Below are 24,508 nucleotides of genomic sequence, written 5' to 3' on the forward strand. Positions count from 1 at the left end.
GCATGAGGCCTCTTCCGGTTACCGTATGGGAATTCCCCCTTGTAGCTCGTACGCGGGGGCGGAAGAATTCAAGAAACGACTGTGGGCAATGTTTAACGATGGGACCTGTCACTGGGCCCGATTGCATAGGATTGGGAAGATTTCCCGCTTTCCTATCAGTCGATGGCAAGTATAGCGCATTCGCTACACCGTGAGTACTTGGACACCGCTACAGTGGAAGCATGCTTTCCACGATGATGGATATTCCCCTGTCTTTAACCCGTATTTTGGAATACGGCGCGTCGGTGCATGGCAATACCACTGTTACCACTTGGCACGGTGAGGGCACCGGATCCGAGTTTGGCCCCGCAGAAAAGGTCACCTTCCGCGATATCGCCGCCCGCGCGGCGGCCTTTGCCCATGTTTTACACGATGACCTTGGCATTACCGGTGATCAGCGCGTGGGCAGCTTCATGTGGAATTGCGCCGAGCACCTCGAGGTCATGTTTGGCTCCGCCTGCAAGGGCGCGGTTTTTACCCCGCTGAATAAGCAGTTGATGAATGACCAGATCCGGCACATCATTAGCCACGCTGAGGTCTCCGTCATCGTGTGTGATCCCCGCCTCGCCCCGCAGTTGGGCACGGTTTTACACGGCGCGCCATCCGTGCATTCGGTGATTTTCACCGGCTCCCAATCGCCGCAGCGCTTTGCCCACCATTTCCCGCGCGGCATCGAGTTTTATTCCTACGAGGCGCTGCTGGATGGCCGCTCTACCATCTACGATTGGCCCGAGCTCGATGAGCGCACCGCCGCCGCTTTGTGCTATTCCACCGGCACCACCGGCGCCCCGAAGGGCGTTTTATATTCCCACCGCTCGCTGTACCTCGAGGCCATGCAGCTGCGTTCCTCGGATTCGCTGTGCATTACCCACGGTGAGACCTTCCTGTGCTGCATTCCCATCTATCACGTGCTGAGCTGGGGCGTTCCCTTTACGTGTTTCATGACGGGTACCCCGCTCGTGCTTCCCGATGCCGATGTCTCCGCCCCCACCCTTGCCAAGGTCATTGCGGCCACGTCGCCGCGCGTGGCCCACGGCGTGCCCACCATCTGGATCCAGCTCTTCGTGCACTACATGCACAATCCGCCAGAGCGCATGACGCTGACGGAAATTTTCGCCGGCGGCTCCCCTGTGCCGCCGCAGCTTATCAAGATGTGGGAGGAGCATTACGGCGTCGACGTCGTGCACGTGTGGGGCATGGTCGAAACCTCGACGGTCGGCAGCGTTGCCCGCCCGCCACAGGGCGCGTCCGGCGATACCCGGTGGGCCTATCGCATCTCCCAGGGAAAGATCGCCGCCTCGCTGCAGTACCGCGTGGTCAATGATGGCCAAGTGGTATCCAAGACCGACCGCAATGCCGGTGAGCTCCAGGTGCGCGGCAACCTCGTGACCGGTTCTTATTATCATTCGCCCACCGCCGAGCCGGGCGAGGTGGCCTCCGAGTTCCGCGGCAAGCCGGTCGAGGCCGCGGAATCCAAGTTCACCGCGGATGGCTGGTTGCGCACAGGCGATGTCGGCTCCGTAACGAAGGACGGCTTCCTCACTGTTGAGGACCGCGCCCGAGATGTCATCCGCTCCGGCGGCGAGTGGATCTATTCGGTACAGCTGGAAAACCTCATCATGGCCAATTCCGATGTGGTGGAGGCCGCGGTGATTGGCTACCCCGATAAGCAATGGGTGGAGCGCCCACTTGCCGTCACCGTCTTGGGCGAGCAGGCCTCGCCCACCATCGAGACCGCCGAAAAGTTGCGCCAGAGCCTGCGCAAGGAATTGCCCAGCTGGATGCTGCCGGAGTACTGGACCTTCGTAAAATCCATCGATAAGACGTCAGTGGGCAAGTTCGATAAGAAGGATTTGCGCGCCCACTTGGCCGAAGGCGATTACAACATCATCCGCCTCAAGGGCCCGGGTGAAGCCCAGCGCCTTGACGATATCGACGAAAGCGATTTTAACCGGGAAAACGAGGAATAATCCCCGGCCAGGTGGCGTTGTAGCTTGGTGTACCTTGTTCCCCACTCTTAGACTGGCAGCAATGACTTCACCAACGCCTTCTTCTTCAGCGGTCTCCCTGCCCCTGCCCACCGTGGGCCGGTCGCAGCCGCCGGAGGACTTACCTGCCGCAGCAAGCGACGGCACCCGCGCCTTGGTTGATCGCTACGGCCGCAGGGCCCGCGACCTGCGCGTGTCGCTTACGGATCGCTGCAACCTGCGCTGCACGTACTGCATGCCGGCCGAAGGCTTAGAGTGGATGCCCACGCAGCAAACGCTATCCGATGAAGAAACCATCCGGCTTATCCGCCTCGGCGTGGAAAAGCTCGGCATCCGCCAGGTGCGCTTTACCGGCGGCGAACCGCTGTTGCGCAAATCCTTGGCAGATATCATCGCCGCCACCAAGGAACTCACCACGGATGAAGGCATCGCACCGTCCACGGCGCTGACTACCAATGGGTTGGGCTTGGAAAAGCGCGCGGCACAACTCGCTACCGCGGGGCTCGACCGCATCAATATCTCGCTGGATACCATCGATCCTCAGCGCTATGCCGCACTCACCCGCCGCGACCGCCTATCCCACGTACTCGAGGCCATCGCCGCTGCGGCCGATGCCGGATTGAATCCCGTCAAGATCAATGCCGTGGTCATGCCCGGCGTCAACGAGGAAGATATCGTCCCGCTGGCGGACTATGCCCTGCACCAGGGCGCCCAGCTGCGCTTTATCGAGCAGATGCCTCTCGGCCCGCGCGAAAAGTGGCGCCGCGAAGACATGGTCACCGCCGATGATATTTTGCTCAGGCTCCAGGACCACTTTTCCATGCGCCCGGCGCGGGAGCCGCGCGGATCGGCCCCGGCCGCGTTGTGGGATGCTATCGCCCCCGATGGCACCGCCGGCAAGCTGGGCATTATCGCCTCGGTAACCCATCCCTTCTGTGGCGACTGCGACCGCACCCGGCTTACCACCGATGGCGCCGTGCGCAACTGCCTTTTTGGCAATTCCGAAACCCAATTGCGGGATCTCATGCGCTCTGGCGCGAGCGACGAGGAGTTGATGGAGGCATGGGCCGGGGAAATGTGGACGAAGAAACCCGGCCACGGCATTGATGATGAAGGCTTTTTGCAGCCGGATCGTCCCATGTCAGCCATTGGCGGCTAATCTAATTATTTATGTCCGCATCGCGTTCCATTTCTGAGCACCTTTCCGCGGTTCTGGCGCTGGCGCCGGCCCCGCGCGCAGAGTCCGTTCCCGTGGGCCCAGCGCTGCGCGGCCGAGTATTAGCGGAGGATGCCACCGCGCGCTTTCCCGTCCCGCCGTTTGCTAATTCCGCGATGGATGGATTCCTCGTCCGCGCCACTGATATTTCTGGTGCGGGCCCGTGGACGCTGCCGGTCGCAGGCGATGTCCCCGCCGGTGCAACCGCCCAGGAAGTTCCCGCCGGCCAGGCCGTTCGCATCATGACCGGTGCGCCGGTGGGTGATACCGCTGGCCTGCTCGTCGTCCCAGTAGAAAACACCACCGTCCCGCCCGGGCCTACGGAGCTGCCGCGCAGGGTCACCATCACCGAAGCGCCCGCAAAAACGCATATCCGCCCCGCCGGCGAAGATATACGGCCAGGCACCGTCGTTGCTACGGCCGGGACCACCGCGAATGCCGCGGTTATTGCAGCGCTTATATCCACCGGCATCTATTCGGTGCAGGCTTACCAGCGCCCGCGCATCGCGGTGATTTCTTCCGGCAATGAGCTTTCTTCGTATCCAGACGAGCTTTCCCCAGGGCGCCTGCCAGATTCCAATGGGCCGATGCTCGCCTCCCTCGCCCACACGGAGTCCTACTTCCACGTCGGCGACGACCCCGCGGAGTTATCCAGATTGCTCGATGAGCTCAGCGCATCCCACGATCTCATCATTACCTCCGGCGGGGTATCGGCCGGCGCCTTCGATGTGGTGCACGGGGTGCTGGGCGCGGGCGATAATTCGTGGTTCGGGCACGTTCATCAGCGGCCCGGCGCGCCGCAGGGCATCGGCACGTGGCGGGGTGTTCCAATGCTTGCGCTGCCGGGCAATCCGGTGGCGGCTTTCGTTGGTTTCCAGCTTTATGCCCGCCCGCTTATCGTAGCCTTATCGGGCCAGCCACATCCGCGCGAGACCGTGCAGGTGCGTGCGGAGGTGGCGGTGCCACTGCCGCCCGCAAACACGCGCCCCTTCATCGTTCCTGTAACCATAAGTTTTGCGGGAAAGCCCAGGATTACTGGCGCGTTAAGCCGCGGCAGCCACCGCGTGGTCTCGCTGGCAGGTACGAATGGGTATTGCATCATCGATGGACCTGCCCCCGCCGCGGGCGAAGAAACCACCGTCTATCTGTATTAACGAGGAGAATTTTCTATGGAGTTTACCCACCTCAATTCCGCCGGCACCGCCTACATGGTCGATGTGACCGAGAAGCAGCCGACCGTGCGCACCGCCACCGCTGAGGGCGAGGTCGCCTGTTCCCCGGAGGTCATGACCGCGCTGCGCGAGGGCACCGTGCCCAAGGGCGACGTCCTGGCGGTCGCGCGCATCGCCGGCATTTCCGCGGCGAAGAAGGTCCCAGAGCTCCTGCCGCTCGCGCACACCATTGGAGTACACGGCTGCGCGGTGGATCTCGAGCTTGCCGATGCCCACGTGAAGATCACCGCCACCGTGCGCACCGCCGACCGCACCGGCGTGGAAATGGAGGCACTGACCGCGGTCAACGTTGCCGCCTTAGCGCTCATTGACATGGTCAAGGGCGTCGATCGCTCCGCGTATATTCGCCGGTGCGGCATCGTGGCGAAGTCGGGCGGGCGCTCCGGCGATTGGTCTAGGACCCTCCCGGAGGCTTAATGGACGGCGCGATCATTTTGGCCGGCGGGCAATCGCGCCGCATGGGCGGGGCCGATAAGGCACAGGTACGCGCCTTTGGCCTGCGCCTGGTGGACCGCCTGCTGCGCCAGCTTCCCTATGGCATGCCGTCTATCGTTATTTCCCCACATTACCTCGGCCTGCCGCAGGTATGCGAGTCGCCGCTTTTTGGTGGCCCCGTCGCCGGCATCGAGGCAGGTGCGCGCGCTTTGTCGCATTGTGACCGCCTGGCACTCTTCGCGGTGGATGCTCCCGATTCCCCGCAACTGCTCCCACACCTGAACGGAGCATTGCATGCCGCGCCCACCGCCGGTGCCGCGATTACCCGCGCCGCGGACGAGTATTTACAACCCCTGTGTTCGCTGTGGCATACCGATGCGCTCTTTGAGCGCTTGGGCGCGCTGGAATCGACCCGCAATGTCTCCGTGCGAAGGCTGGTTCGGGGCGCCAATTTCGTCGAGGTGGCCGGCACCGGTGCCGAACGCGATTACGATACCCCGGCCGAATTGCAGGACATTCCGCCGCACCCCTCCCTTCGCGCTCACCGGCACGGCTAATCTAGCCACACTCCCCTCTCCCCGTGAGCGCGAAGGGAGGGTTACGGGGAGGGGTGAGGAGGAGAATTATTCGCCGCGGGAGCGGAAGACATCGGCAAGCAGCGGCGCAATAACCCCAAGGGCATCTGCCACGGCGCCGGTGGATGAGGCGCAATTGATGATGAGGCTGCCGCCGCCGTGCTCGGTCATGCCGATGATCCCGCGAGACAGGCCAGCCTTGGGCGAGGACTCGAGCCCGCGCAGGAGCACCTGGGTCTCTAGGCCATAGAGGCGGGCCTTGATATAGCGCTCGGTGACCTCTGGGGTCAGGTTCGTCGCCCCGATGCCGGTACCACCGATGACCACGACGATATCGGTGCCCGTGCCTACGGCGGTGCGCAGCGCGTCGTCGACGGGCGTAAAGCCCTCCGGCACGATGCTGGGTGGTGCCACATCGATGTCATGCGCGCGCAGGATTTCTGCCGCTTTCTCCCCGGCGCGGTTCGATTTTTCACCGGCCAGGATGCGGTCCGAGCTGACGATTATCTGCGCCTTTCTTTGGGACATGAGTCTCATTCCTTCCCCACTATAGAGTGTGGTTAATATCACATTATTCTGTTTTCGATACCAACACACCTGGGGCACGGGGCTAACCAGCAATATCGGAATCGATCAAGAATTACGCAACATTTGTGTGTCGTAATTAGATACGGATTTTATCGGTTTTATTTACCTTTTTGAGCATAGTCGCCGGTAGATTAAAGAGTTGAACAACCTACTATCTGTGAGGAAATCATGACTGCTCTTGATACCTCAGGCAAAGTCATCCAAGGTTGGGATCCAGAAGATTCTGACCACTGGGACTCTAAAATTGCCTGGCGCACGCTGTGGATCTCCACATTCGTCCTTATCATTGGCTTTGCCACCTGGTACCTCGTATCGGCAATTGCCCCACAGTTGAACCAGATCGGTTTCGACTTATCCCGCAGCCAGCTCTACTGGCTGACCGCCATCCCCGGATTGGCGTGCGGTATCTTCCGCCTCATCTTCATGTTCCTGCCGCCCATCCTCGGCACCCGCAAGCTCGTCTTCAGCTCCTCGCTGCTGTTTATCATCCCCATGCTGGGCTGGTTCTTCGCGGTGCAGGACTCCTCCACCCCGTACTGGTGGCTGATGACCCTCGCCTTCCTCTCCGGCATCGGCGGCGGCGTGTTCTCCGGCTTCATGCCCTCGACCGGCTACTTCTTCCCCAAGCGCCTGTCAGGTACCGCGCTGGGTATCCAGGCCGGCATCGGTAACTTCGGCATCTCCTTTATCCAGCTGGTTGCCCCATGGCTCATGGGCTTTACCCTGCTGGGCGTGGGCTTTGTCGCCCCGCAGCGCACCGATGACGGCGAAATCTTTGTCCACAACCCCGCCATCTTCTTGGTCCCGTGGGCCATCGTCGGCGCATTCCTCGCATGGACCCTGCTCAAGGACGTTCCCGTGAAGGCGAATTTCCGCCAGCAGATGGACATCTTTGGCAATAAGAACACCTGGATTCTTACTGTCGTCTACTTCATGACCTTCGGCGCATTTTCCGGCTTCGCGGCACAAACCGCGCTGCTTATTAACCAAATCTTCGGCGAAGGCTCCGAATTTGCCGGCACCTACGACAACCTTCCTGCCGGCGCGAGCTACGCCTTCCTCGGACCACTCATCGGCGCGCTCGTCCGCGCGCTGTGGGGTCCACTGTGCGATAAGTTCGGCGGCGCCATCTGGACCTTCATTGGCTGCCTGGGCATGACCATCTTTACCGTCGTGGCCACCTTCTTCCTCACCCCGGACGAGCCGGATGAGGTCTGGTGGTTCCTGGGCACCATGCTCATTTTCTTCTTCTTCACTGGCCTGGGCAATGCCGGCACGTTTAAGCAAATGCCCATGATTTTGCCCAAGCGCCAAGCAGGCGGCGTTATCGGTTGGACCGGTGCCATCGGCGCCTTCGGCCCGTTTGTCGCAGGTGTCTTGCTCTCCATGATGTCTGCACCGACGTTCTTCTGGGGCTGCGCCGTGTACTTCGCCATCACCACCGTGCTGGTGTGGATCTACTACGCCCGCCCCAACGCCCCATTCCCCGGATAATTAGGAGCTTTCATTCCCCATGACTGCATACTTCGCGCCCGAACAAGGCAACTCAAATCCACTCTTTAAGCTTGGCGCCTACCTGCGCAAAGGCGAAGCTACCGACTCTGGCCAGCAACTTTTCTTAAAGGGCGGCCGCCAGGCAGACGTCTTTTACCGCAATCGCTGGGCCTTCGACAAGATGGTGCGCTCCACCCACGGCGTGAACTGCACCGGTTCGTGTTCGTGGAAGGTCTACGTCAAAGACGGCGTCATCACCTGGGAATCCCAGGCGGTGGATTACCCCACCACCGGCAATGACATGCCAGAGTACGAGCCCCGTGGCTGCCCGCGCGGTGCCTCCTTTTCCTGGTACACCTACTCTCCTACCCGCGTGCGTTACCCGTATGCCCGCGGCGTGTTAGTGGATATGTTCCGCGAGGAAAAGGCAAAGCACGGCGATTCCGTCCTGGCATGGCGCGCCATCCAGGAGGACCCAGAAAAGCGCAAGGCGTATATTTCCCAGCGCGGCAAGGGCGGGCTTATCCGCATTTCTTATGAAGAGGCCATCGATATCGCCTCGGCCGCGCACGTCTACACCATCCGCAAGTACGGGCCGGACCGCATCAACGGCTTTACCGTGATCCCGGCCATGTCCCAGATCTCCTATGGTGCCGGCATGCGCTTCCTGCAGACCATCGGCGGCGTCGCGCTCTCCTTCTACGACTGGTACGCCGACCTGCCCCCGGCATCGCCGCAGACCTTCGGCGACCAGACCGATGTCCCCGAATCCGGTGACTGGTACAACTCTTCCTACCTCATGATGTGGGGCTCGAATATCCCGGTCACCCGCACCCCGGACGCCCACTTCATGGTGGAATCGCGCTACAAGGGCACCAAGGTCGTCGTGGTCTCGCCCGACTTTGCGGATAACACCAAGTTCGCCGATGAGTGGGCCCGCATCGAGCCAGGCACGGATGCCGCGCTCGCCTTTGCCATGGGTCACGTCATCTTGAAGACCTTCCACGTGGACCGCCAGGAACCGTACTTCCTGAACTACATGCGCAAATACACCGACTCGCCCTTCCTGGTGTCCCTGGAAGACCGCGGCGACGGTACCTACACACCGGGCAAGTTCCTCACCGCCTCGCAGCTTGCCGATGCCACCTTGAATTCCTCCCCCAACGCCACCCACCGTGGCCTGGTAATGGAGGAAGACGGGCGCATCGTTGACCCAGGCGGCACCGTGGCAGACCGCTGGGATAACGAAAGCGCCAAGTGGAACCTGGCGCTGGACAACGCCGATCCGGTCATGTCCATCGCAGAAACCGATAGCTTTGACACCGCCGAGGTGCTCTTCCCCCGCTTTGACCTCGATACCAACCCTGAGGACGTGGGAACCGATAAGCCGATTGGCGCGGGCATCGTCCACCGCGGCGTCCCCGTCCGCGAGGTCGACGGCAAGCTGGTTACCACCGTCTTCGACATCATGCTCGCCCACTACGGCGTCAACCGCGAGGACCTCCACCTGCCGGGTAGCTGGCCGAAGGACTTCCACGACTCCAGCGAAGTCGGCACCCCCGCTTGGCAGGAAGAGCTCACGGGCGTGGCCGCCGATACCGCCATCCGCATCGGCCTCGAATTCGCGCAAAACGCCGCGGATTCTAAGGGCCGCTCACAGATCATCATGGGCGCTGGCGTCAACCACTACTTCCACGCCGATAATATCTACCGCACCTTCTTGGCGCTGACCTCCATGTGCGGCACCCAGGGCGTTAACGGCGGCGGTTGGGCGCACTACGTGGGCCAGGAAAAACTGCGCCCGATCAACGGCTGGACCCAGTGGGCCATGGCCGCCGACTGGCAGCGCCCGCCGCGCCACATGATTTCCACCGGCTTCTACTACTTCGCCACCGAGCAGTACCGCTACGATAATTCGCGCGCCTCTCACTTGGGTTCGCCGCTTGCTAGCCACGGCTCCATTGGGGACAAGATGGTCTCCGATACCATGGCGGAATCCATGCGCCGCGGCTGGATGCCGGCCTACCCGCAGTTCAACCGCAACTCCCTCTTCCTCGCCGATGAAGCCGATGAGGCCGGCATGGACATCAACGACTACGTGGTCCAAGAGCTAGAAAATGGCCGCCTGGAATTCTCCTATGACAACCCGTCCGCCGAGGAAAACTGGCCGCGCATCCTGCTCAACTGGCGCACCAACCTGCTCGGCTCGTCCGCCAAAGGCACCGAGTTCTTCCTGCGCCACCTCTTGGGCATCGACTCGGATGCCACCGCGGAAGAACTAGCCCCCGAAGACCGCCCGCGCAGCATCAAGTGGGTGGATAAGGCACCGGAGGGCAAGTTGGATCTGATGATGACCACGGACTTCCGCAATACCTCCACCACGCTGGTCTCGGACCTCATCTTCCCGGCCGCTACCTGGTACGAAAAGCACGATATGTCCTCTACCGACATGCACCCGTACCTGCACTCGTTTAACGCGGCGATTAACCCGCCGTGGGAGGCGCGCTCGGACTACGAGGTCTTCCGGGACTTGGCCGCAGCGCTCTCCGATAAAGCCACCAAGTGGCTCGGCGTGCAACGCGATGTCATTACCCAGCCGAGCCACCACGACAGCCCGGACGAGCTCGGCATGCCCAACGGCATCGTCCCCGACCCCGAAGAGCAGGGCCTTATCCCTGGGGTCACGATGCCGAAGCTTCATGTGGTCGAGCGCGATTACACCAAGGTCTACGAAAAGTGGGCGCACTTGGGCCCGCTTCCCGCCAAGGCCGGCACTGGCGTGCACGGCACCAAGTTCAACGTGGAAAAGCAGGTCAAGGAGCTCGAGCTCATCTGCGGCACCACGGAGACCTCCATGGGCGAGCTGGTGGACCTGTCCAAGGACACCAAGGTCATCGACGCCATTTTGCACCTTTCCGGTGTCTCCAACGGCGAGCTAGCCAAGCAAGGCTTTGAGTTCCTGTCCTCGCGCACCGGCAAGGATCTCACCCCGCTGGGCGCTCCCGATGAAGACGTACGCATCACGTGGGACGACATCAAGGAACGCCCGAAGGAGGTCATCACCTCCCCGGAGTGGACCGCCGATAAGCGCAATAAGCGCCGCTACACCGCCTTTTCCATCAACGTCGAGTTTGATAAGCCGTGGCACACGCTGACCGGCCGCATGCAGTACTACATCGACCACGACTGGTTCATGGACTACGGCGAATCGCTGCCGATTTTCCGCCCGCCGCTGGATCACGTCCACATGCACGGCGAATTCGCGCCAGGCACGGAATTGACCAATGACCACGGCGAGGCTGAAGTCACGCTGCGTTACTTGACCACGCACAATAAGTGGTCCATCCACTCGCAGTACTTCGACAACCTGCACGTGCTCTCCATCTCGCGCGGCGGCCAGGTGGTCTGGATGTCCAATAAGGACGCCGAGAAAATCGGTGTGACGGACAATGACTGGGTTGAGGTATATAACCGCAACGGCGTCGTCTCCGCCCGCGCCATCGTCTCCCACCGCATTCCGGAGGGAACCATGCTGTGCAACCACGCGCAGGAGCGCACCGTGGGCACGCCGATCAACGAGCACACCGGCCGCCGCGGCGGCACGCACAACTCGCTGACCCGCATTTCCATCAAACCGGTGCACATCGCTGGCGGCTATGGCCAGCTGACCTACCACTTCAACTACATCGGCCCTACCGGCAATAACCGCGATGAAGTCACCCGCGTACGCCGCCGTTCCCAGGAGGTATCCTACTAATGAAAGTCATGGCCCAAATCTCCATGATCATGAACCTGGACAAGTGCATTGGTTGCCACACGTGTTCAGTTACCTGTAAGCAGGCATGGACCAACCGCGAAGGCACCGAGTACATCTGGTTCAATAACGTCGAAACCCGCCCCGGCCTCGGCTACCCGCGCACCTGGGAGGACCAAGAAAAGTGGAAGGGCGGCTGGGAGCGCACGGCATCCGGCAAGATCAAGCCCAAGGCCGGCGGGCGCCTCAAGAAGCTTGCCACTCTCTTCCACAACCCCAACCTGCCCACCATCCAGGATTACTACGAGCCCTGGACCTACCAGTACGAGGACCTGATGGGCGCCGAGGCGGGTCAGAAGACCCAGCCCACCGCCAAGCCGGTCTCCCAGATCGATGGCCGGGACATCGGCAAGATCGAATGGTCTTCCAACTGGGACGATAACCTGGGTGGCTCTACTGCCACGCTTGACGATGACCCCGTGCTCCACAACATGAACCTCGAGGTCAAGAAGGAAATCGAGGACTCGTTCATGTTCTACCTGCCGCGCATTTGCGAGCACTGCATGAACCCGACCTGCGTATCCTCCTGCCCCTCTGGCGCGATGTACAAGCGCACCGAAGACGGCATCGTCCTGGTGGACCAAGACCGCTGCCGCGGCTGGCGCATGTGCGTATCCGGCTGCCCGTATAAGAAGGTCTACTTCAACCACAAGACCGGCAAGGCCGAAAAGTGCACGTTGTGCTACCCGCGTCTCGAGGTGGGACAGCCCACCGTGTGCTCCGAGACCTGCGTGGGCCGCCTGCGCTACTTGGGCGTCATCCTCTACGATGCCGACCGCGTCGCCGAGGCCGCCTCCACCGAGAATGAGCAGGACCTTTTCGAGGCCCAAAAGTCGATCATGCTCGATCCCCACGACCCGGAGGTTGTCCGCGCGGCCCAGGCCGAGGGAATCCCGCACTCCTGGATCGATGCCGCGCAGCAGTCGCCGATCTACGACCTCATCTTCAAGTACGGCGTCGCTCTGCCGCTGCACCCGGAGTACCGCACGCTGCCGATGGTCTGGTACATCCCGCCGCTGTCCCCCATCGTTGACAAGGTGACCGCTACCGGCAACGACGGTGAGGACCACAAGATCCTTTTCTCGGCGCTATCGAATATGCGCATTCCGCTGGAATACTTGGCGGGCCTATTTACCGCCGGCGATACCGTCCCGGTGGAAAAGTCCCTGCGCAGGCTCGTCGCCATGCGCTCGTATATGCGCGATATCAACCTGGGCAATGAGCCGCAGGAGGAGATCGCGCAGGCAGTCGGCATGACGGGCAGGGACATGGAAGGCATGTACCGCCTGTTGTCCATCGCTAAATACGATGACCGCTACGTCATCCCCACCGCCTCGCCGGAATCCCCGCGCGGCATTACCGACTTGGACCCGTTTGGCGATGTGGACCCGGCCAAGGCCTCCGAGGACGTCTTCCACGACCTAGGCATGGGTGCGCCCGAGGCCTGTACCCACGGCGCGGAACCACAGGGCAAGGTCTCGCTGCTCTCCTGGAGCGGCGACCGGCCCGATGCCATGTTCCCGCCGCGGAAGTAGGTTAAGCCGTGAATATCTTCGATAAACTCCGCAAACGCCAGGAATCCCTGCAGCGGCAATCGGCCCAGCAGGGTGGCGATGCCCCCGTGGCAGGATTCGGAACACCCGCCGGCATCGGTTCCATGGGCGGTGCCAAGGACGTCGAAAAAACGCTGCGCACCCACACCGGTCAGGTCCCTAACGAATTCGTCACGCCGGTCGAGGTCACCGAAGACCAGCGGCGAATCGTCGCCATGGCCGTGTCCGTGCTGCTTAATTACCCCGGCGAAGACATCTTTGACCGCCTCTCAGTGGTCGAAGACCAGGTAGATGACCTGCCGCTGGCCATTGCCACCGACTTCATCAACTTCGCCGAATGGGCCCGCAGCATCGGCCCCCGCGGCTTGGAAGAGCACTACGTCGAGACCTTTGACCAGCGCCGCCGCTGCGCGCTGTACCTGTCCTACTTTGCTGTTGGCGATACCCGCCAGCGCGGGATGGCTATTTTGTCCTTCCGCCAGCAATTGGAGTCGCTCGGCTTCGAAATTTCGGATGAAGAACTACCGGATCACCTCTGCGTCGTCCTCGAAGCCCTCGCCATGAGCGAGGGGGACACGCACGAGCGTGCCGTTGAATTGGTGGCCAGCTACCGCGAAGGAATCGAGGTGCTGCGCGCTGCCCTCGCTCACGAGCGCTCGCCGTATGTCAGCTTGATCGTCGCGCTGTGCAAGGCCCTTCCAGAAGTCGATTCTGATACCGCGCAAAAGTACGTCGATCTCATCCGCACCGGCCCACCCGCCGAGATGGTCGGCATTGCAGACCTTCCCTTCCCCACTACCCAACCAGACCTCGTCTAGGAGCCACATCATGTTTGATAACTTCCTCTGGGGTGCCTTCCCGTGGTTAGCCATCGCGGCATTCTTCGTGGGCATCTTCTGGCGTTGGCGTTCCGACCAATTCGGCTGGACCACCCACTCCTCCCAAATCTATGAATCCAAGCTGCTGCGTTTATCCTCGCCGCTTTTCCACTGGGGCATGGTCTTCGTCGTCATCGGCCACCTGATGGGCTTGGCATTCCCCAAGTCTTGGACCCAGGCCGTTGGCATCAGCGACCACGCCTACCACCTCCTGGCCACCATCCCAGGATCCATTGCTGCGCTGGCGGTCCTGCTGGGCTTTGCCGGGTTGCTGTACCGCAGGCTAAAGAACCGCTCCGTATTCTTGTCCACGTCCACCTCGGATAAGGTCATGTACGCGCTGCTCGGTCTCGCGCTGGTATCGGGTTCCTTTGCCACCTTTACCCTGCAGCTTTTTGACCTCGCCGGCACCGGCGGATACGACTACCGCGAAACCATTTCCCCGTGGCTGCGCCAGCTGTTGATCTTCAACATCCAGCCCGATCTCATGGCCAGTGCCCCGTGGCAATTTAAGGTCCACGTCCTCTGTGGCTTCACCATCATCGCCGTGTGGCCCTTTACCCGCCTGGTCCATGCCTTCTCGGCGCCGGTCGGCTACGTTACCCGCCCGTACGTGGTCTACCGTTCCCGCGATGAGCGCACCACCCCGATGCGCTCCAATACCGCGTGGGAGCCTATCCGCTCCAACCGGAAGCAATTGGAAGGAGAAACCCCGGGCCACGGTGCCTAGGTAGTTTCCTCCCCCTCTTCACCGCCGCGCGCTGTCCAATATTTGGATGGCCCGCGGCGGTTTCCTTATGTCTACATCTACTCCGGCGCTCCCCATGCACCCACCACTCGCCCTTCACGCTCACCGGCACAGCGGTACGACCGCAATCACAGCCGCCCTGTGAGCGCCAAGGGAGGTGGGCAATAAAGAACCCCCGCCCTTCGCGCTCACGGTAAGAGGTGGAACTACCTCTCGGCAGTGCCCTGGTGAGCGCGAAGTGCGGGGCTAGGGGCGGGAAACTAAGGCCGCTTTATTCGGTGACGACGAACTTGCCGTGCTGTCCCTTCTCGGCGTTGGTCATGATGTGGTTGACAAAGGAATAGGTTCCGGGCTCGTTGAAGGTCATTTCCACAAACCCGCCTTGCGCGGGAAGCAGGTCGAAGGCCTGCGAGCCGGTCTTTTCCTCGTCCTTGATGAGATAGGCGCCTTCCTTGTAGGCGGTATCGAATTGCTCGCCCACCACGTGGAAGCTAAGCGGCTGATCGGGGCCCACGTTCAGGATCCACAGGCGCACGGTATCGCCCACCTTGGCCTTGATGGGGTCGACATCGTACTGGCTGGGGTAGTAATTAAAGGCCATGAGGTCGAACTCGCCATCGGCCACGCGCTGGGCGTCGGCGCCGGTCTTTTCCTCACCGAGGAAGACATCGTTGGCGATGAAGTTGTACTCGGCATCCACGTCCTTAAGATCTGGTGGATCGATAATGACGTTGCCGGCCATGCCGTTGGCGATGTGCAGGGACATCGGGGCAGTTGAGCAGTGGTACATCCAGATTCCGGCGCGATTTGCGGTGAACTCGTAGGTCAGTTCTTCCCCGGGCTGGATGGACTTCATGTTTTCATCGGGGCTGACCTCACCGGCGTGGAAGTCGATGGAATGGGCCATGCTGCCCTCGTTCTTGATGGTGATCTTGAACTTATCGCCCACCTTGCCGCGCAGCGTCGGCCCGGGCGCTTGGCCGTTAAAGAGCCATTGCATCTGCTTGACGCCGGGGGCTACCTCAACGATTTCCTCGGTCATAGACCAGGTTTCTTCATGCGTGGTGGTATTGGCCGCTGGCGCGAGGGAGGCGTCATGGGCTTTAAAACCTTCGCGGGAGGCACCGAGTTCGGCGGCGCTGGGAACATCAACGTGCGGGTTGGACGCCCCGGCCACGGCGTGATGGTGATGATCGTGCCCGCCGGTACTTGGCGTGGAATCGCCCACGTTGACGTCAAAGGTCATGCCCTGCAGGCGGTGGCCGGCGATGGTGCAGTAGCCTTCGATGCTCGAGTCGATGACGCCGGCATCGAGCTGCACGGTATCGCCGGGATCGACGCGGCCGGTTTCGGCATCGCCAATCTTTAGATCGTGGACTTGGTCGCCGGTATTGGTGAAGTTAACCACCAAGTGGGTGCCGGGATCCACGTCAACGTGGTTGGGGACGAAGGCCATGCCATCGACTTCCACGTCAATGGTGTGGGTTTCGCCTTCGGCCACAGAGCTCGACGGCTGGGAGTCCTTAGAGGTGGTATTGACGAGGGCCAGTGCGATAACCGCGGCCAGCGCGATACCGATGAGCAGCCACGAGGCCCACTGGGAGTTGCCGGACTCCGGCGGCTTATCCTGTGGCTGTGGGGAAGAAACACTAAGCATTTAATTCTCCAGATTCTGTTGTTGGTAAACGGCGCGGCCCACGGCAAGCACGTTTAATGCTAAGCCTATCCCCATGAGGATAAGCCCAGCAGCCAGGGCATTGACAAGGCTCAGCAAAGCGCCGAGGTTGATGAGGACGAGTCGGGCGAAGCCAGCGCGGTCCGCGGTAGCCCGGCCGTGGTGCACCTTGGCAGGACCGCCACCCACCAGCGTGGGCAAGAGATGGTGCAAGACGCCGGTGACCAGCTGCAAAATGCCGCCACCGATGAAGGCTGGGACCACAAACAGCGTGATGACGCGCGGGTAGGCACCGAGCGCTGCGGCCACGGCATCCCCGGCGCACAGGGCCAGCATCCATAGCAGCCCCGCGATGACGGAAACCGATGCAGTGGTCAGCCGGGGGTTGCGCCCCAGCACGGTGGCCAGGACGGGTTGGATGATCATGATGGCGGCGAGCACGACGAGCAGCTGGGCGATGCCCGCCGCGCGCGTCCACCCCACCGCACCGCAGACCATGGTCAGCGCTAGCCCGGCGCAGTGGACGATGAGCCCGCGCGTGCACCTGGTACGCGCGGTGGGCGAAATCGCGGTGCTGGACAAGGTGGGAAGCAGCGTCACGATGGTGCCCACGATGGTCAGCCATGCAAATCCCCACACCATGCCGCGCGAATGCGCTGCCACCAAGAAGGAATAGTTGCCCACGCCATTGCCGCTTAAAATCACGAGGATCACAGAAACGATCATGAAGATGGAGGCGGCCGCGTAAAACGGCACCGTGACCGCGAAGGACCCGGAAAGCGAGCCGCGCAAACGCGTGTAGGTGAATGCGAGCTGCCAGGCAAGGGCGGCGATGATGAGGAGGGAGGCGGCATCGGCAAGCAGGCCCCAGTCATAGCCCGCGCGATCGATCATGAGCAGAATGAGGCCCACCTGGATGAGTACCACGCGCGCGCCCACGCCCCGGTATCCGTTATTGGCGGTGCGGGTAAGCGCCTCGGTGAAGTGGGTGGAAAATACGACGATGGCGGTGGTCAGCGCGCCGATGGTCAGCGGGTGGATGAGATCCCACCACACCACGGGCGCGCCCAAGTGACCCGCCACGTTGATGCCGATGCCGATGAGCACCCACGCGCCGATGAGCGCAGCGGTCACGATGTGCCAGCGGCTGCGGGCGGCCAGAGAGATGTCATTAATGTGCACGGTGGGCCTCCTTCACCGACAAAGTAATGCCGCAGGCGAGGAAAACCAAGACGGCAGCGATGGTAGTCAGACCGCCCACTTGGTAGGCGACGGTGTGGCGGGCGACATCGGCAAGAATGCGCAGCGCCAGCCCGCCGTGCAGGACCGCTACGGGGAGGAAGAGCACCGGATGGTAGGGCAAGTGGCGGCGGATGACGGAGGTAATGATGATGGGGGCATGGGCAAAAATCATGGACATGACAAAGCCCAAGAAGATGGCGTGCACGGAGGCATCGTAGGCAAAGCCGGAGCTTTCCCCGTAGAGCAACCAGAAATATCCGCCGAGGGCCAGCCAGAAATACCCGGCGAGCATGCACGCGGCGGAATAGCGCGGCAGCCCGCGCGAGCGCACCAGGTTCTTCGCCACATCCACGCGCACGGTAGAAACCGCAACGCCGATAAGCGCCGCGCCCATGGCGCGATAGCCCACTGCCGGGGAGAGCATATAGACCACGCTGAGCGCCGCCAGCCCCAAAACCCACAGGGTAATGCGCTTTTCTGCCTGGGTGCCGGCCATGGTGATGCGGGCTAGCTCCATGCGCTCGCCGATGATCGTCGCTACCACGTAGAGCACGCACAGCGGCATCGCAGTAGAAAAGGCCGGCTCCATGGCCCACAGCAGGGCCGCCGCTACCCCGCCGATGACGCCGGTGGCCTGCACGATGATGGACAAGGCGGGCTGGCGCCGGTGGATGGTGGCATAGATAAACCCCAGCACTATGAAGCCTGCGGCAAAACACAAAGCCGGAACCTGCCGCGGCAGGCCCGCCACGATGCCCACGAAGCCGGCGACGTGGAAGATGGGGCCTATCCATGCCCACCGCGTGCGCACGGCGACGGCGCGCTCCAACCCGATGGCGCCGCCGACAAAGCCGAAGACCATCAAGGGGCCATGATCCGCAGCCAGAGAAGCTGCCGGTGAGAATCCCACGCCGAGCAGGGATGCCCCGGCGGCGAGCCCAACCAACAAGGACAGCCCGGCGCAAGCAAGGAAGAAGAAGCGGTGCGCGAGCCTATTATTTATCACGACTTTAATCGTACTAATATTGGTGGCAAGGTAAAACCCTCACCCCACCTCCGAAAGGATGACTCTCCCCCATGGAACTTCCCATCACCGATGCCTCTCAGCAACACTCCATTCCCACCCTCAACGCCACGGAAATCCCCCACGCCGTGCGCCACGGCGCCATCCACGGCGCTTTGGGCACGCTGAACGTGGGCCAAGCCATGATTCTCATTGCCCCGCACAACCCCCTCCCTCTGCTCAAGGAAGTAGAAGAGCGCGCGGAGGAATTTGAGCTGTCTTACCTCAAGGAAGAAGAAAACGACTATCACATCAAGTTCACGCGAATTTCGTAGTATATTTCCGTAACAATCGATAGGCTAAGTGGTGATAACTCTATCTCTCGTACATAGTTGTCTACATAACACGGAGCATTCACTATGAATAAGAAATTTGCCGCAGCCGCCGTGGCTGCGACCGGCCTGGCGCTCTCCGCCTGCTCTCCCGATACCTCCACCACCTCCGATGCAGAGCAGACCAGCTTGAACTTGCTGGCTGCATCGTCCACCCGCGTCATCAACGATGAGCTGGAAAAGCGCGCCTCCGAGCTCGACACCCCGGTTGACCTTGAGTTCCAGAATGGCGGTTCTTCCGACTTGGTCAATAAGCTGAGCGAGGGCGCTCCTGCAGACCTGCTGCTCACCGCGTCCAAGAAGACCATGGACAAGGCAATCAATGACGGAACCGTCAAGGACCCGAAGGTGCTTGCCACCAACGTCATGGTGATGGTTGTACCGAAGGGCAACCCGGGCAATATCCACTCCATCGAGGATCTGCAGAACGAAGACCGCTTCGTCATCTGTGACCCACAGGTTCCATGTGGCGATATCTCTTCCCAGATCATCGAAGAAAACAACCTGGACGTAAAGCCTGCCTCCCAGGAGCAGCAGGTCGCTGACGTTTTGGGCAAGGTTGTCTCCGGTGAGGCCAATGCCGGCTGGGTCTACTCCACCGACGCTGCAGCCGCTGGCGATGACGTAGAGGTCATCGAGATTCCGGATGCTGATAAGTTCGCCAACCAGATCCTGGGTGCCGTTTCCGCCGAGGCTGAGCACCCAGAAGAGGCGCAAAAAGTCCTCGACCTGTTGGCCGATGACTTTGATAAGACCTGGGAAGAGTACGGCTTTAACCCAGCAGATTAATAAATGACCCCTCCCCAGCCCATACGCCTTAAATCTCCCCTCGTTATCGGCCTTATCGGCCTCATCGCGGTCGTTGTCATCCTCGTTCCCATAGCCTCCCTGGGGCTGCGCGTACCGTGGAACCGCATCGGCGAATACCTCACCAAACCGGAGATTTGGGACATGCTCAAGCTGTCCCTTACCGCGGCATTCCAATCAATGCTGCTGGCGATGGTGCTGGGGACCGGTCTTGCCTTATGGGTCCAACAGCTCGGCCGAGGCAGCGGCGTTATCCGCCTGTTCATTTATTTGCCCCTGGCCATGCCGCCCGTGGTGGGCGGCCTCGCGCTTACCGCAGCCATTGGCCGCAGGGGCTACTTGGCCCCGTTTCTTGACGCCATAGACTTCCATTTTGCTTTTGCTTTTCCCGGCGTCATCGCCGCGCAGTGCTTCGTCGCCTTGCCCTTCGTCGTGGTGGCGGTCGATTCCGCCCTGCGCCAATTGGATCAAGAGATCTTGGCCTCTGCCGCCAGCGTGGGACTTTCCCGCTGGGAGGTACTGCGAAAAATCACCATCCCCTCCATCGCCCCCGCCCTGGCCACCGGCGCCGGCCTTGCGTTTGCGCGCTCCCTTGGCGAGTTCGGTACCACGCTGACCTTTGCGGGCTCCCAGCCGGGCGTGACCCGCACGATGCCGCTCGGCATTTACTTGGAGCGCGAGGTCGATACCGATGGTGCCTATGTGCTCTCCGCCATCCTCATTGCGATGGCTATCCTCTGCCTCGCCCTCGCCGGGCTTCCCTCTCTCCTCCAGCGTTCCTACCGAGCGCAGGCCCGCGAGCTACACAGCATGGACTATGAGAAGCTCAGCGCCCTGACGGCCCCAGAAAAGGCCCCCACCCTAAACGTCACGGCGGATGGGGAGACCACGGAATTTACCCCGCGCGCGATCACGGCCATCGTCGGTTCCAATGGCTCGGGCAAGACCACACTCATGGGGCGCATCGCCGGGCGGCTGACCGGCGCGGAGATTACCGCCGACCCAGATGAGATCGTCCTGCTTACCCAGCGCCCCGGCCTGCCGCCGCGGGCCACCGCCAACCAGGCCATTGCGATGGTCACCCGCGATAAGCAGCGCGCCACGGAGTTGCTGGAGGCGGCGGGCTTGTGTGAGCTTAACGATGTCCCCGTGCCCGCCCTTTCCGGCGGCCAGGCCGCCCAAGTGGCCCTCGTCCGCGCGCTCGCCGCGCGGCCCACCATCCTGATTTTGGATGAGCCCTTGGCGGCCATCGACGTGGAATCCGCCAGCAAGTGGCGCCGCTTCCTGCGCGCTACCCGCCATGACCGCACCACCTTGCTGGTGACCCATAATGCGTTGGATATTGCCGGGCTTGCCGATGACATGGTGGTCATGAATTCCGGCCGCGTCACCGCCCACGGACCTGCCGCAGACCTCCTCGATGTCCCACCCACCGGCTTTGTGGCTAATATTGCAGGGCTCAACCGCGTGGAAGGCACCGTTTCAGAGGCCACCGCTGCCGAAACCGTCGTTACCTGTGGAAACACTACCGTCACCGGCGGGCCCGCCGAACTCCGCGCCGGCGATAAGGCAGCGGTCACGTTTAAGCCAAGCGACGTGCACCTGACGTCCGACGAGGCTACCGGGGTTAATCACTGGTCCACCAAGGTCATCGCGGTGGAAGCAGCCAGCATGGCGGATGCCCGGTTGAGCCTGAATATGGACGGCCACACCATTACCGTGCCGGTAAGCAGGCAGGTGGCTTTAGGTATTGATACGGGCGATACCGTATCCTATAGCGTGGCTAAAGATAAGATTTCTGTTAATCAAGCCCCTCATCAGCACTCAGAGATACGAAGTTAATCGCATGCCCAATTCGCTCCCCCGCCCCAGCTCCGATCTTTTCCCGGAAGCGCTCAAGCTATCGCCTAAGCAACGCGAGGTACTCACGCAGCTGCAGCATTATCCACGGGGAGCGCGCGCTGCAGAGGTAGCAAAAGATTTAGGCATGCACGTCAATACCGCGCGCGGGCACATCGATGAGCTCATTCAGGTCGGCGCCATTACCGCCGTTCCAGAACACAGCTCTGGGCGCGGGCGCCCTTCCCTTGTGTACCAGGCCCGCGTGCCGGATAACCGTGCCATCGCAGAGGAATACGTCAGCCTCATTAGCGTGCTGACCTCCATGCTCGCGGGCAAGGAAGAGCTCGATGATTTCTCTTCCCCACAGGCACGGGAATTGGGGCGGCAGTGGGCGCGCGCCACGGGCGCGGATATCCAGAGCGGCGCGCTCGATACCCTTTTTGCCACCCTGCGCGATATGGGTTTTGATCCCTCGCAGGGCGCGGATCCTTCCGAAATCGAGTTGAATGCCTGCCCGTTCGTCTCCTCCGGAACCACCCCGAGCCCCTTTGTCTGTGCCATACACGCTGGCTTTTTGCAAGAAGCCAGCGGTACGGACACGGACATCGCCTTAACGCCGATGCAGCGCCCCGAAGTGTGCCAAATCGAGATTAAGCCTGTGTAACTTCCACGCGGACCGGGCCCGCGACCTTGAGATCGAAGACGCGCAGGCCCTGCTCGCGGGCATCATCAAGAATGCTCTCGTCGATGTCCTCCGTGTGCAGCACCATCACCGTCGGCCCCGCCCCGGAAAGATAGGCGGCGTACCCGCGGTTGCGCAGGCGGTTCACCCACTCCGCGGTCACGGGAAGCACGTCGGCGCGATACGGCTGGTGCAAGCGGTCGCGGGTGCCTTCCCACAAAAGCTCTGGGTAGTTCTGCAATGCGGCTACCTGGACTGCGGTGCGGGAGACGTTAAAGGCGGCATCGGAATGCGTCACGTGCGAGGGCAGGACGCGGCGCACCTCCTGGGTGGAGGCATGGGAATCCGGCACCAGCGCGGTGGCCCGGATATCGGGATGCACGTTGATGGTAGCGGCCTTGTATTCCGGCAAGGAGCGGCCATCGACGGGCACCGTCGTCCACGAGACCACGGCGCTGCCCAGTACCGAGGCCGCGGCATTATCCGGGTGGCCCTCAAACGCCGAGGACAATTGCACGAGCTGATCTTGGGTCAGCGGGCTGCCCGCCAAGGCATTGCCCGCGGCAACGCCGGCGACCGCTGTAGACGCCGAAGAACCCAGACCGCGCGATTGGGGAATCGTATTATGCGAGACCACGCGCAGCCCTGGCACCGTAGCTTCGGCAGCAGATAGTGCGGACCGGATGGCCTTGACCATCAGGTGCGATCCATCGCGCGGAAGGTCATCTGCCCCCTCGCCAAAAATCTCCACCTCGAGGCCGGAGGGAATGACCTCCACCTCGGCGGTGTCGTACATGCTCAGTGACATGCCCAGGGTGTCATATCCCGGCCCCAAATTCGCCGTGGAGGCGGGGACGGTGACTATCGCTTTGGTGCCGACTTCAACTTCGATGCTCATGGTGACTAATATATCGAACCGTTTTAGCTGCCCAGGCGGATGACCGAGTGAACGGTTTTGACCTCATCGAGCTCGCCCAAGGCGGAGACGATGTTTTCCAGAGTTGCTTCCTTGGCTGCGTGGGTAACCACGATAAGGCGCGCGGTGTCCTCGCCGTCTTCTTGGCGCACGGTGCGCAGGGATACCCCATGCTGTGCGAAAAGCGCGGAAATGGCTTCCAAAACGCCGGCGCGGTCTTGGACCTCCATATCAATGTGGAAGCGGGTATCGACCTCGCCGAAGTCCGCAATCGGCAGGTTGGCGTAGGTATTCTCGCCAGGCGCGCGGCCGCCGTGGACGATATTGCGGGCGGCACCGACGACATCGCCAAGCACGGCCGAAGCGGTAGGGTTGCCGCCGGCACCATTGCCGTAAAACATGAGCGAGCCGGCTGCCTCTGCCTCGACGAAAATGGCGTTATAGGACTCGCTGACGGTAGCCAGCGGGTGCTCCTTGGCCACCAAGGTCGGGTGCACACGCGCGTTGACCACTTCGGATCCGTCCTCGCGGCGCAGGCGCTCACAAATGGCCAGCAGCTTGATGGAATAGCCGGCATCGTTTGCCGCGGCGATATCGTCTGCGGTGATATCGGTAATGCCCTCGCAGTGCACGTCCTCGAACTTCACGCGGGTGTGGAAGCCGATGGAGGCCATGATGGCGGCCTTCGATGCGGCATCGTGGCCCTCTACGTCCGCGGTGGGATCCGCCTCGGCGTAGCCCAAGCGGGTGGCTTCCGCTAAGGCCTCATCATAGGAAGCACCGGTGGATTCCATGGCGTCCAGGATGTAGTTGGTCGTGCCATTGACGATGCCGGAGATGCGCTCGATCTGGTCGCCAGCCAAAGAGCGGCGCAGCATGCCCACAACCGGAATGGCGGCAGCCACGGCCGCTTCAAAGTAGAGGTCAACCCCGGAGCGTTCCGCAGCCTCGGCCAATTCATCAGCGTGCGCGGCAACGAGCGCCTTATTCGCCGTCACCACGGACTTGCCGGAATTAAGCGCGGTCAACACCAACTCGCGCGGGAAATCGATCCCGCCGATGACCTCCACCACCAAGTCAATATCATCGCGGGAGATCAGGGCCTTAGCATCATCGGTCAACAATTCGCTGGGCACGCCCGGGCGCAGCTTATTCTTATTCTGGATGGCGATGCCACGGATCTCTGCTGGCCCACCGATGCGATGAGCAAAGGCATCCGCATTTTCATCTAAGAGGCGGAAAACTTCCGCGCCCACGGTGCCGAATCCAAGCAGCGCAATGCCAACGGTTTCGCCTTCGCCCTTGCCGGTACGCGAATGTAGCTGTAGCTGACTGTTTGAAGCATCCATAGTCCGTCTCCATGTCGATTAAGTGGTGGAAAATGTCTCC

At 61.7% G+C, this 24,508-nt stretch carries 20 protein-coding genes; 14 read left to right on the top strand and 6 right to left on the bottom strand.

All coding sequences use genetic code 11. The features are described 5' to 3' along the window. The first annotated feature begins 221 nt into the window (after window positions 1–221). The 5 genes from ACP8KU_RS06675 to mobA all read left to right on the top strand — a co-directional run bounded on the left by ACP8KU_RS06675 (window position 222) and on the right by mobA (window position 5,467). Window positions 222–2,009, top strand: a complete 1,788-nt coding sequence (locus ACP8KU_RS06675; protein WP_005282405.1) for a long-chain fatty-acid--CoA ligase — start codon at window positions 222–224, stop codon at window positions 2,007–2,009. 61 nt (window positions 2,010–2,070) lie between these two features. Then, on the top strand, window positions 2,071–3,186 hold the full coding sequence (moaA, locus tag ACP8KU_RS06680; RefSeq protein WP_284809391.1) for a GTP 3',8-cyclase MoaA: 1,116 nt from the start codon (window positions 2,071–2,073) through the stop codon (window positions 3,184–3,186). Between the two features lie 11 nt (window positions 3,187–3,197). Beyond that, a complete protein-coding gene (locus tag ACP8KU_RS06685) occupies window positions 3,198–4,397 on the top strand; it encodes a molybdopterin molybdotransferase MoeA (RefSeq protein WP_484483486.1) in 1,200 nt (399 codons plus the stop codon). 15 nt (window positions 4,398–4,412) lie between these two features. After that, entirely contained in the window at window positions 4,413–4,892 is a 480-nt protein-coding gene (moaC, locus tag ACP8KU_RS06690) for a cyclic pyranopterin monophosphate synthase MoaC (protein ID WP_005280185.1), read from the top strand. Then, the gene (gene mobA / locus ACP8KU_RS06695) at window positions 4,892–5,467 is read left to right on the top strand and encodes a molybdenum cofactor guanylyltransferase (RefSeq protein ID WP_284899742.1); all 576 of its coding nucleotides are present in this window, start codon (window positions 4,892–4,894) and stop codon (window positions 5,465–5,467) included. Before moaC ends, mobA begins: the two co-directional genes overlap by 1 nt. Window positions 5,468–5,533: 66 nt before the next feature. Here the strand turns inward: mobA and ACP8KU_RS06700 are convergent, their stop codons facing one another. Next, window positions 5,534–6,013: a molybdopterin-binding protein gene (locus tag ACP8KU_RS06700; RefSeq protein ID WP_237801044.1), complete on the bottom strand. Its 480-nt coding sequence runs from the start codon at window positions 6,011–6,013 to the stop codon at window positions 5,534–5,536. Window positions 6,014–6,241: 228 nt separating this feature from the next. Here ACP8KU_RS06700 and ACP8KU_RS06705 point away from each other — a divergent pair, with 228 nt between their 5' ends. From ACP8KU_RS06705 to narI, 5 genes are read left to right on the top strand one after another with little or no spacing between them, the layout of a single operon-like run. Continuing rightward, complete coding sequence (locus tag ACP8KU_RS06705; protein WP_023017778.1) at window positions 6,242–7,567, top strand: nitrate/nitrite transporter; 1,326 nt, start codon at window positions 6,242–6,244, stop codon at window positions 7,565–7,567. A gap of 19 nt (window positions 7,568–7,586) precedes the next feature. Continuing rightward, a complete protein-coding gene (locus tag ACP8KU_RS06710; RefSeq protein ID WP_484483487.1) occupies window positions 7,587–11,324 on the top strand; it encodes a nitrate reductase subunit alpha in 3,738 nt (1,245 codons plus the stop codon). Then, the gene (gene narH, locus ACP8KU_RS06715) at window positions 11,324–12,916 is read left to right on the top strand and encodes a nitrate reductase subunit beta (RefSeq protein WP_126318814.1); all 1,593 of its coding nucleotides are present in this window, start codon (window positions 11,324–11,326) and stop codon (window positions 12,914–12,916) included. Before ACP8KU_RS06710 ends, narH begins: the two co-directional genes overlap by 1 nt. A gap of 8 nt (window positions 12,917–12,924) precedes the next feature. Continuing rightward, window positions 12,925–13,752: a nitrate reductase molybdenum cofactor assembly chaperone gene (gene narJ, locus ACP8KU_RS06720; protein ID WP_005282382.1), complete on the top strand. Its 828-nt coding sequence runs from the start codon at window positions 12,925–12,927 to the stop codon at window positions 13,750–13,752. 10 nt (window positions 13,753–13,762) lie between these two features. Continuing rightward, window positions 13,763–14,542: a respiratory nitrate reductase subunit gamma gene (gene narI, locus ACP8KU_RS06725; protein WP_005280178.1), complete on the top strand. Its 780-nt coding sequence runs from the start codon at window positions 13,763–13,765 to the stop codon at window positions 14,540–14,542. A 289-nt stretch (window positions 14,543–14,831) separates the two neighbouring features. Here narI and ACP8KU_RS06730 read toward each other — a convergent pair whose 3' ends face one another. Genes ACP8KU_RS06730 through ACP8KU_RS06740 form a run of 3 tightly spaced genes read right to left on the bottom strand, consistent with a single transcriptional unit; the run spans window position 14,832 to window position 18,483 of the window. Then, window positions 14,832–16,217, bottom strand: a complete 1,386-nt coding sequence (locus tag ACP8KU_RS06730; protein WP_023031034.1) for a multicopper oxidase domain-containing protein — start codon at window positions 16,215–16,217, stop codon at window positions 14,832–14,834. After that, complete coding sequence (locus tag ACP8KU_RS06735) at window positions 16,218–17,417, bottom strand: beta-carotene 15,15'-monooxygenase (RefSeq protein WP_484483488.1); 1,200 nt, start codon at window positions 17,415–17,417, stop codon at window positions 16,218–16,220. It lies immediately after the preceding gene. Beyond that, window positions 17,407–18,483 (bottom strand): hypothetical protein, encoded by a 1,077-nt coding sequence (locus ACP8KU_RS06740; RefSeq protein ID WP_484483489.1) that lies wholly within the window; start codon window positions 18,481–18,483, stop codon window positions 17,407–17,409. The genes ACP8KU_RS06735 and ACP8KU_RS06740 overlap by 11 nt, the downstream gene beginning before the upstream one ends. 71 nt (window positions 18,484–18,554) lie before the next feature. On the opposite strand from ACP8KU_RS06740, the gene ACP8KU_RS06745 reads away from it, so the two are divergent. The 4 genes from ACP8KU_RS06745 to ACP8KU_RS06760 all read left to right on the top strand — a co-directional run bounded on the left by ACP8KU_RS06745 (window position 18,555) and on the right by ACP8KU_RS06760 (window position 22,185). After that, window positions 18,555–18,815: a DUF2249 domain-containing protein gene (locus tag ACP8KU_RS06745; protein ID WP_484483490.1), complete on the top strand. Its 261-nt coding sequence runs from the start codon at window positions 18,555–18,557 to the stop codon at window positions 18,813–18,815. An 84-nt stretch (window positions 18,816–18,899) separates the two neighbouring features. Continuing rightward, the gene (modA, locus tag ACP8KU_RS06750) at window positions 18,900–19,661 is read left to right on the top strand and encodes a molybdate ABC transporter substrate-binding protein (protein ID WP_237791975.1); all 762 of its coding nucleotides are present in this window, start codon (window positions 18,900–18,902) and stop codon (window positions 19,659–19,661) included. Between the two features lie 3 nt (window positions 19,662–19,664). Continuing rightward, entirely contained in the window at window positions 19,665–21,521 is a 1,857-nt protein-coding gene (locus ACP8KU_RS06755; RefSeq protein WP_484483491.1) for an ATP-binding cassette domain-containing protein, read from the top strand. A gap of 4 nt (window positions 21,522–21,525) precedes the next feature. After that, window positions 21,526–22,185 carry a helix-turn-helix transcriptional regulator gene (locus ACP8KU_RS06760; RefSeq protein ID WP_005280171.1) on the top strand — a complete coding sequence of 220 codons (660 nt, stop codon included), beginning with the start codon at window positions 21,526–21,528 and terminating at the stop codon, window positions 22,183–22,185. On the opposite strand, the gene thrB is transcribed toward ACP8KU_RS06760, so the two are convergent. Continuing rightward, window positions 22,172–23,101 carry a homoserine kinase gene (thrB, locus tag ACP8KU_RS06765; RefSeq protein WP_484483492.1) on the bottom strand — a complete coding sequence of 310 codons (930 nt, stop codon included), beginning with the start codon at window positions 23,099–23,101 and terminating at the stop codon, window positions 22,172–22,174. The two genes, ACP8KU_RS06760 and thrB, sit on opposite strands and share 14 nt — an antisense overlap. Before the next feature lie 23 nt (window positions 23,102–23,124). Further along, window positions 23,125–24,468 carry a homoserine dehydrogenase gene (locus ACP8KU_RS06770; protein WP_023017771.1) on the bottom strand — a complete coding sequence of 448 codons (1,344 nt, stop codon included), beginning with the start codon at window positions 24,466–24,468 and terminating at the stop codon, window positions 23,125–23,127. Window positions 24,469–24,508 lie beyond the last annotated feature (40 nt).

The organism is Corynebacterium sp. LaCa_282 (assembly GCF_057198125.1).